At 59.9% G+C, this 9469-nt stretch carries 5 protein-coding genes and 3 pseudogenes; 3 read left to right on the top strand and 5 right to left on the bottom strand.

The window, feature by feature from the left end:
• Together RI03_RS23310 and RI03_RS22135 are read right to left on the bottom strand one after the other, a co-directional pair.
• Positions 1-206, bottom strand: a pseudogene (locus tag RI03_RS23310) (IS481 family transposase); the annotation flags it as partial.
• Between the two features lie 150 nt (positions 207-356).
• Entirely contained in the window at positions 357-1556 is a 1200-nt protein-coding gene (locus RI03_RS22135) for an acyltransferase family protein (protein WP_026046999.1), read from the bottom strand.
• A gap of 224 nt (positions 1557-1780) precedes the next feature.
• On the opposite strand from RI03_RS22135, the pseudogene RI03_RS22140 reads away from it, so the two are divergent.
• Positions 1781-2734 (top strand): annotated as a pseudogene (locus RI03_RS22140) (IS481 family transposase).
• Positions 2735-3241: 507 nt separating this feature from the next.
• On the opposite strand, the gene RI03_RS22145 reads toward RI03_RS22140, so the two are convergent.
• Positions 3242-4282 carry a LacI family DNA-binding transcriptional regulator gene (locus RI03_RS22145; RefSeq protein WP_010220040.1) on the bottom strand — a complete coding sequence of 347 codons (1041 nt, stop codon included), beginning with the start codon at positions 4280-4282 and terminating at the stop codon, positions 3242-3244.
• Between the two features lie 79 nt (positions 4283-4361).
• Positions 4362-5747, bottom strand: coding sequence for an MFS transporter (locus tag RI03_RS22150; RefSeq protein WP_338009653.1), 1386 nt, complete (start codon positions 5745-5747; stop codon positions 4362-4364).
• On the opposite strand from RI03_RS22150, the gene RI03_RS22155 reads away from it, so the two are divergent.
• Positions 5746-8220, top strand: a complete 2475-nt coding sequence (locus tag RI03_RS22155; RefSeq protein ID WP_026047001.1) for a TonB-dependent receptor — start codon at positions 5746-5748, stop codon at positions 8218-8220. The two genes, RI03_RS22150 and RI03_RS22155, sit on opposite strands and share 2 nt — an antisense overlap.
• 60 nt (positions 8221-8280) lie before the next feature.
• Positions 8281-9198: pseudogene (locus tag RI03_RS22160) on the top strand (glycoside hydrolase family 3 protein); the annotation flags it as partial.
• A gap of 24 nt (positions 9199-9222) precedes the next feature.
• Here the strand turns inward: RI03_RS22160 and RI03_RS22165 are convergent.
• On the bottom strand, positions 9223-9469 hold a 247-nt coding region (locus RI03_RS22165), incomplete at its 5' end, for a transposase (protein WP_010220044.1).

Here is a 9469-nt window from a genome sequence, read left to right on the forward strand (position 1 = left end):
TCTTCGGCTTCGGTAAGGGTTGTGAATGAGGGGCCTTCGGCCCGGTCTTTTCGATCCTCGACCGTCGCCCGCTTACGCCACTTCGCTACCGTCTTAGGGTTGATCCCAAGCTCTCGGCTCAGCGCCGAGAGCGAAGCTTGCGATCGCTGTATTGCTGCTCTGACGGCGTGCGTGGTCGTGGCGCTCCCGTGACGTACCTGTCCCATATGGCTTCCTTCCATTCCAACGAAAAGATCGCACCATCAAACCGTGGGATCAAACACCTAGCGCCCCTCTTTCGAACGCATCGAAACCCCGCCTCGGCCTTTCTGCTGAATTCCAGTTCTAAGCGAGCCGCAGACCGGCTGAGAAGGTATTTACAAACGGAAATGAATCGCGCGCTGATGTAACGGCCAAATCGCTGCCGTTACCAAAGCCAACACGGCGACAGCGCAGACAAAAGAAGCCAGCTGTGGGTTGGGGACGAGGTCCAAGGCGCGATGGTAGCCCCAGAGTTGCGGGGCGATGAGCCGCCCGCCCTCGGGGAGAAGCGAAAACCCCGACAGCCGGCTCATAAGCGTGGAGATCAGGAAGGCAAGCACCGCATTGCCGCCGAGAACCTGGAAAGGCGTCAGCATGAGCGCCGCGCCCCTCGACCGCAGTACCACCATCAGCGCTGTCAGCGCGAGTGCGGAGACGCCGCCGCTCAAAACAGCGAAACTGCTCGTCCAAATACGCTTGTTGATGACAAGCAGCGGATCGAGCGCGAGCCCGGCGGAGAACAGCAGCGCAGCGACTACGGCAATGTAGCCGAGTGCGCGATCTGGATAGCGCCGTAGCGCCCAGGCCGACAGGATGCCGAAGAGTACGTTGGCCGTTGCCGGCAGCGTCGAAAGCAGGCCTTCCGGATCATAGGTCGCCGGGCGCGCCGCCGTTGCCGAACCCAGCGGCCAGAGATGTGGCTCGGTAAAAAGCGTCCGGTCGACAAAGCCCGGCAGGTTGCCAGCCGGGGTCAACACACCAGCGCCGAAGCCGGGAACCGGCACGAAGATCAGGAGAAGCCAATATCCGATTAGGATCACGACGATGCAACCAACGATCGCGAGCGGGTTGATCCGAATCATGCCATCGGGATCTCGCCGGTTCGTGGCGAGCAGGAGGATGCCCGCCAGACCATAGCACAGCCCGATCCGCTGGAGGATGCCCGGAATGCGGATGTGCGCAAGTCCGGGGCCGCCGGGATAGGGCGCACCGGCCGCGATCGTCCACACGTAGGTAGCTTCTACGAGCAGGCCGAGCAGGATCAGCAAGGCCGTGCGCCGCAACAGTCTGGTCCAGAACAGCCGCCGATCGCCTGCGGTCTCAAGCCGGCGCGGGAAGGACAGGCCGAGCGCGATCCCGACGCTGAATAGGAAGGTCGGGAACACCATGTCGGCAAGAGTGGCGCCGTTCCAGTTGGCATGTTGCAGCTGGACATAGGCCTGACCCCAATCGCCCGGGCTGACCACCAGGATCATTCCCGCGACGGCCAAGCCCCGCAGCACGTCCAGCGCCACAAGCCGCCCGGTGCCAGTCATTCCGAAATCCCCCCTCTTATGCCGACTGTCCGACATCGATGTCGGTCATCCGCGAGGTTCGGCCCAACCGCAAGCAATTTCCTCAGTCGCCTGCTTCCGTTTTTTGTTTTGGGGACGGCAGCAAATGCTGTTCAGAGTTCCGAAGCCGCCTGTCCGCTTACCACTAGGTGTTTGATCCCACGGTTTGATGGTGCGATCCTTTCGTTGGAATGGAAGGAAGCCATATGGGACAGGTACGTCACGGGAGCGCCACGACCACGCACGCCGTCAGAGCAGCAATACAGCGATCGCAAGCTTCGCTCTCGGCGCTGAGCCGAGAGCTTGGAATCAACCCAAGACGGTGCAAGTGGCGTAAGCGGGCGACGGTCGAGGATCTAAAGACCGGGCCGAAGGCCCCTCATTCTACCACTCTCAGCGAAGCCGAGGAGGCGGCGGTCGTGGCGTTCCGGCGTCATACGTTGCCGCCACTGGATGACTGCCTTTATGCGTTGCAGCCGTCGATCCCGCATCTGACGCGGTCAGCGCTGCACCGCTGCTTGCAGCGACACGGTATATCCCGCCTGCCAGACATTGAGGGCGACAAGCCGAAGCGACAGCGCTTCAAGCGCTATCCGATCGGCTTCTTTCACATCGATATCGCCAGGTGCAGACCGCCGAAGGCAAGCTCTATCTGTTCGTTGGCATCGACCGCACGAGTAAATTTGCGGTCCCCAGCTCGTCGACAAGGCTGACAGGCGAACCGCTGGGAGTTCCTCGAACACTTGCTGAAAGCCGTGCCCTACCGGATCCATACAATCCTGACCGACAATGGCATCCAGTTCGCCGAGCAGCCGCGCAACCGCAACACCGCCTGGTCGCGCCAGATGCGCTTCGACATGATCTGTGAGGCGAACGATATCGAGCACCGGCTCACCAAGCCGAACCACCCCTGGACCAATGGTCAGGTCGAGCGGATGAACCGCACTATCAAGGAGGCGACCGTCAAACGCTTCCACTATGAGAGCCATGAACAGCTACGGACGCACCTCGCCGACTTCATGGCTGCCTATAACTTCGCCCGCCGGCTCAAGACGCTTAGCGGCCTCACACCCTACGAATACATCGCCAAAATCTGGACTTCAGAACCAGACCGGTTCATCGTTAATCCGATCCACCAAATGCCGGGACTAAACACCTAATCCATGGTTCGCATCCCTTGCCTGCGCGGTCGCGATCGTCGTGGCAGTGACTTCATTATTGTGGCCGCTACATCAACGCGCGATCCACTTCAGAATATAATTCCGTCTTCAATATGGCTGCACCGGTCAAGGCAACTGACTGATCTCCAATGTGCTGGTGCAGAAATCTTTGATTTTGCATTAAGAACGCACCGACATCCAGATCGAGGATCGTTGATCGTGTAAACGTCAAAACTTATTGGCACGTTGTGGATCACCGCCCGAAGCAGCCCCCTTTGAGCGAGGCAAGTATCTATAGCATTGGAAAATATCAGTTATGAAGGGGTCTCGATCGGCGCCGATGGGGAACCCTGCCTATGTAAAGATTCGGCGCATGATCAATAGCTTTATGACAATCTACCGGGTCCCGCTTTGGGCGGCAATTCACAATCGCCCGGGCGACAAAGTGAAGAACATGCGGCATTGGCATGGTCAGCCGCCTCTTCGCCGTCCTTCTTCTTTTCGCGTTTAGGCTTCGACATTGTCCATTCCCGGCGCTCGCCCAGTACTTTGGCGTTTGATTAATTCGTACGGCAGTAATCGATGAAATCGCTCGTCGTCTGCTCGTGTCCTGTAAAATGGGTCGACAAGCATATCTACGGAGGCCGCGGCCATTTCTGCCTTAGGCTGGCGAATCGTGGTCAGCGAGGGCCAAGCCGTCCGGGCCGATGGCGCGTCGTCAAACCCGCAGATCGAAAGGGCCTCGGGCACTGCGATCCCGAATTTCATTGCGGTAATAAGCGCCGCAAGCGCCATGTCATCATTGCTCGCAAAGATCGCGGTAGGCCGATCGGGCGTTCCGAGAAGCCGTTCGGCCGGCCCAAGTGCGGAGCGCATCGAGAAGTCGCCCTGCATCATAAAAGATTCCTTCACGCCAAGCCCGGCCGACGTCATGGCATAGCGGAACCCATCATAGCGCTTGCGCGATGAGTCGTGCTGGGGATCGCCCATGATGAATCCAATCTCACAATGCCCGAGGTCGATCAGGTGCCGAGTCATATCGATTGCGGCAGCGAATTCGTCCATCTCGACGGCGCCCGACACCTCAGGATCTCCGCGCGGCGAAATTCTGACAAAGGGGATCCCCGCCGCGGTAACAATCTCAATTACTCGCGGATCGTCGCATAACGGCGGTGTCAGAATCGCACCGTCGAGACGAAGCCCGCGAATGCTGCTTTCAATCTGATGCTCCCAGTTGGCTTTCGCTAGGTCGACAGGCTCCACGATCAAGTGATAGCTGCGCTCCCTACAGCGCAGCAGAGCACCTAGCTGGACGTCCGATGCATACCCCGACGAGGGATCGTCCAGAAACAGCCCCAGCAAATAGGATCGCGAACTAGAAAGACTGCGCGCGAAAATATTGGGCCTATAGTCCAGTTCGGCGACGACTCGCAGGACAACATCGCGCACTTCTGGACGAACGTGCTGCTCTCCGTTGATCACGCGCGATACGGTCTTCGGTGAAACCCCGGCACGGGCCGCAACATCCTTGATGGAGACGTCCTTCATCAGCGACGTCGTCGTGTTAACAGTATGATCGGCGCATGGTAGTATTCGCGCATGTCCTGCCTCTCAATCGCCATTGGAATCATCGACGCGCACTCCAGCCGAAGCTAGCGATCAGCAAGTAACAGGCCCCAGGCAACATCAAAGACGCGGGTAAGCCGATCCGGTCCGCCAGCGCGCCAGTCATCAGCGGAATGATCGCACCACCGACGACTGCCATACACAACAGCATCGATCCAAGTGGCGCCTCAGTTGGATCGATCGGCAGCGCGATTGCATAGACAGTCGGATACATGATCGCGTTACATAATCCGACTGCGATCAGTGCGATCGAGGCCAGAAGTCCTGACCCCACGTTGAACGCGCCCACCGTTGTCAGCGCGATCGCCGTGGCACTCGCAATAAAGAGCGCTAGTCCGGCATCGCACCGTTGCAGCAGGTAGGCGCCGGCGAAGCGGCCAATCATCGCCCCACCCCAATACAAGCTCGCCATCTGTCCGGCGATAACGGGCATGGCGTGAAGCGTGGTGGGCAACATCAGGAAATTGGGCAGCAATGTGCCGATCGTCACTTCGGCTCCGACATAGGCGAAGATGGCGGCCGCGCCCCAAGCCAAGCGCCGATTACAAAGCAGCGCCCTGGTTCGGCGCAGGACGAGGGTTTGCGACGCCGGAGCAGGCCGGGGAAGCAAATCGCGGTAACGTTGAAAAGCTACCGCTAATCCGGTAAGGAACACGGCGCCGATGACGAAAGGAATGACCGCCCACAAGCGCGATCCCGGCGTTCCGTGGCCAACCACTCCTAACAGGAACATCGCGCCGATTAACGGTCCAAGAACTGTGCCGAGCGCATTGAATCCCTGTAGCAAGGTCAGGCGCGCAGCCGCCTGACTTGAACCGCCAACCACCGTCACTACCGTATTCGCTGCGATCTGCAGGAAAGTAATTCCAGTCGAAAGCGTAAGCAGAGCGAACAACAAGAGCGCGAACGATCTTGCTACTGTAGCGCAGATCAATAGGGCACACCCCAGGACCATCACGGTTAGCCCGACAACGATGGCGCGCATGTAGCCGATCCGCAGGACCGCCAACGCGATTGGCACTGCAAAGATTAGGTAGCTGAGGTGAAAAGCGAATTGGATGAGTGTCGCGCGCGAGTAACCCAACCCAAACGTTATCGTCAGGCGCGGCACCAGCAATCCGACGACTGCGGTAAGGAATCCGCCCGCCAGAAAAACGCCAATCGACAGCCTGAACAAGGTTCGGCTGGTTGACTGTTCGGGGGAGCTGGAAACAGCGTGCATGGGCCAGCTTCTAACTGCGTGATGTATTCGTGCAACAGCGAAGCTGAATTTTGACATCGATGTCAACCAAACCAACAACGATGTCGAAGGCTTCTTGACATCGATGTCGGTCTGCTCAAAAGGCCACTTCAAGCTCGAAAACGGGTGGACAGGGAGGAATGTCATGAAAACGTATTTGCTTATGGCCAGCACGATTATGGCTAGCTCGTGGCTCATCACGACGGGGGCATCCGCACAGGATGTAACTTCGGCGCCAGTCGGTTCGGCCGCGCAAACCACGGACGCAGCCGCGCCTGCGCCGGTGCAAATCGACAGCGGCGACATCATCGTCACCGCCACTCGTCGCGAGACGTCACTACAAAAGACCCCGCTTGCAGTCTCGGCGTTCAGCCAAGCCACGCTCGACCGCCAACAGGTAACCAACGTTACCGATCTTGCCCGCTTTGTCCCTAGTTTGCAGTTCAATCAGCAGGGCGATCAGTCGGCAGTCCTGCTCACACTGCGCGGCATCGGTAACGACACCGCCTTCACCGAAGTCGCCGACCCCGAAGTCGCAATCTATATCGACGGCATCTACAGCGCGCGTGCACAGGGTGCGACGGTGCTTTTCTACGACCTAGAGCGTGCGGAAGTGCTACGTGGGCCGCAGGGCACTCTGTTCGGCCGCAACGCGACCGTCGGTGCGTTGAGCCTCATCACCGCCAAGCCGAAATTCGAAGACGGTATCCACGGCTATGTCGAGGCGATCGCAGGCGACTATAACCGCGTCGGCACGCGTGGGGCGCTCAACGTGCCAATTACCGACAATCTTGCCGCGCGCTTTGCGTTCGTAACAGAGCAGCATGATGGCTATGCCGACTATCAGCCCGCGCCGAACGTGCCGAACGTCGATCGCTCGGCTTTCATCACGACCGGTAAGAAGTATTATGCGCAGGATCAGAAATCCGGCCGTGTCAGCCTGTTGTGGACCCCGGGCCGCCTAAGCTGGAACGTGAGCGCGGAGGGATTCCTCGACAAGGGGGCGCCAGTCATTTCGCTGCTGCAGACGCCGCGTCCGGGCACCAAGCTATTTTCGACGCTGAGCGATACGGCGCCCGACACCGACCGCTATTCGGTCGCAGTGCGCAGTGACGCCCGTTACGATCTCACCGATCACATGCAGGTGCAGTATATCGCTGGCTTCACGCGTCTTGGCGGTAGCACCCAGGCCGATGCTGATGCGGGTGCCCTGCCCCCGACCGGCGGTTACGATCCGGCAACGGGCTTGCAACTGTATCTCGGCGCGTTTGGCGAGAACCGCACCGTCAAGTCGCGCTATGACTTCATGAGTCATGAAATTCAGTTGAAGTCGACCGGCAAGAACCGTTTCGACTACATCCTCGGCGGCTATTATTCGCACGAGAACAATAGCATCCGCTTTGACGTCGACCAGCGCGACGGCTACCGTGATGGCGCAACCCGAGCATTTGTCGGGAGCTTTATCCAGGCGAAGCGGACGATCGACTCGGTCGCGGGCTTCGGCCAGGTAACGTGGCACGCAAATGAAAAGCTCCGCCTCACCGGCGGCCTGCGCTACACTCACGACAGGAAGGCCGATATCGGCGGCCGCAACATCACCGCGTTCGGCTGCCCCAAGCCGGGCGACGCGTCTTGCACCGCGAACTTCTTCGGCGCGTACCCTGATGCGACCGCGGCACAGCTCCTTGCGTTTTTCCCAAATGGCGGCTTCTCGATCTCGAACAACGACGTGAAGGGAAGCTGGGGCAAGCTGACCTATCTGGCGCGCGCCGACATGGACTTGACCCAGAACATCCTCGGCTACGCAAGCGTGAGCAGCGGTTTCAAGTCGGGTAACATCCAGGACGGCGGCCAGACCACCAACCCGGAGACGATCACCAATTATGAGGTCGGCATTAAAAGCCGCTTGTTTGACCGTCGCCTCACCCTGAACCTCTCGGCCTATTACTCGGATTTCCGTGGCTATCAGGTCAACCAGGTCATCAACATTCGCGATGCCAGCGGGAATCTGATCAAGACGCAGGTCGGCACGCAGAATGCGCAGGGTGCCAAGGCTTATGGACTGGAAATTGAGGCACAGGCAAACATCACCCCGCATGACCGACTGCAATTCTCAAGCTCACTGCAGCGTACGCGTCTTGACACGCTGATCGCGATCGACGGCCGCTTCGATGACGGCGGCAACACCGATGCCGCACGCGACCTGGCAGGCAACGAGCTAGCGCACGCACCGCGCTTCTCGGGGACCGTGACCTACGAGCACGATTTCGAACTGGCAAACGGCGGCAAGATCACACCACGTGCTACGACCCACTTCGAGACGAAAAGCTATCTTAGCTACTTCAACGGCGACTACGCGGCCCGCAAGCTCACTACCGGGCAGACCGTGGTTTACGGCGACGGATTTGACTCGCAAAAAGCCTACACCCGCAGCGATTTCGCGCTCCGCTACAGCGCTCCCCGCGACAAGTTCAGCGTCGAGATGTTTGTTCAAAACGTCGAGAATTCGCTGATCCGCACCGGTGCGAGCACATTCGGGCCGACCCGCTACGACCCCGTGTTCCTATCGGTCTACCAGTCGCCACGGACCTTTGGCGGGCGCGTGCGAGCAGCGTTCTGAACTGGAACCCACGGGGCGCAACCGCCCTGTCGAAGGAGACGATCGTTGCGTAATCGGACCATGAGTCTGCTTCTGGGCAGTGCGTGTTTGACCTTGACTGTTTCTGCAAGCCCGGCGGCACCCCTCCGCCGGGCCGCAGCGCCCGCGCCGCGATCCCCGGCGGCGCGGGCTGCGGCGATCGTCCGCAATATGACGCACGCCGAAAAGCTGCAAATGGTGCGCACCTATTTCCCGCCGAAGGTTGCGGGCCAGCCACGCGCGCCGGCAGACCTCATCCAATCCGCTGGACACATGCCGCCGATCGCTCGGCTCGGCATCCCGGCGTTGCGCGAAAGCGATGCCAGTCTGGGCGTGGCCAACCAGGTCGAACAGCGCAAGGGCGACGTCGCGACCGCGCTGCCTGCCGGGCTGGCAACCGCCGCTACTTTCGATCCGGAATTCGCGCATGCCGGCGGTGCGATGATCGGCGCGGAGGCGCGCAGCAAGCGGTTCAACGTGTTGCTCGCCGGCGGCGTAAATTTGACGCGCGACCCTTGGAACGGACGTAATTTTGAATATCTGGGCGAGGACCCGCTGCTCGCCGGCATCATGGCGGGCGCGGCTATCGGCGGCATTCAGAGCAACCATATTGTCTCGACGGTAAAGCATTTCGCGCTCAACTCACAGGAAACCGGTCGCACCATCCTTGATGCTCGCATCGCTCCGGCGGCATTGCGCGAGAGTGATCTGCTCGCCTTTCAAATTGCGATCGAACGCGGTCATCCCGGCGCGGTGATGTGTGGCTACAACAAGGTCGATGGTGACTGGGCTTGTGAAAATGCGCCGCTGCTGACCGACGTGTTGCGCAAGGATTGGAACTACAAAGGCTGGGTCATGTCCGACTGGGGGGCGGTGCATTCGTCCGCCAAGGCCGCGCTCGCTGGCCTCGACCAGGAATCGGGCGAGGAACTCGACAAGCAGATCTACTTCGGCGCGCCGCTGATTAATACCAAGACTCTCTGATCAGGACCGATGGGCCCACGACCGCAGTCCGATGGACATGATGCGCCACGGCTGATCGGTGAGGCGGTTCCAGGCGAAGCAGCAATGGTCGAGGATGTCGTCGTAGGATTTGAAGATGCGGTTCGACAGCCAGTTGTCGCGCATGAACTGCCAGACGTTTTCGACCGGGTTGAGCTCGGGGCATTTTGCCGGCAGCGGCAGCAGCGTGATGTTGGCCGGGACGATCAGCCCCGCCGAGAGATGCCAG

The organism is Sphingomonas sp. PAMC 26621 (assembly GCF_000251145.1).
In the GTDB taxonomy this organism is placed as follows: Bacteria; Pseudomonadota; Alphaproteobacteria; order Sphingomonadales; family Sphingomonadaceae; genus Sphingomonas.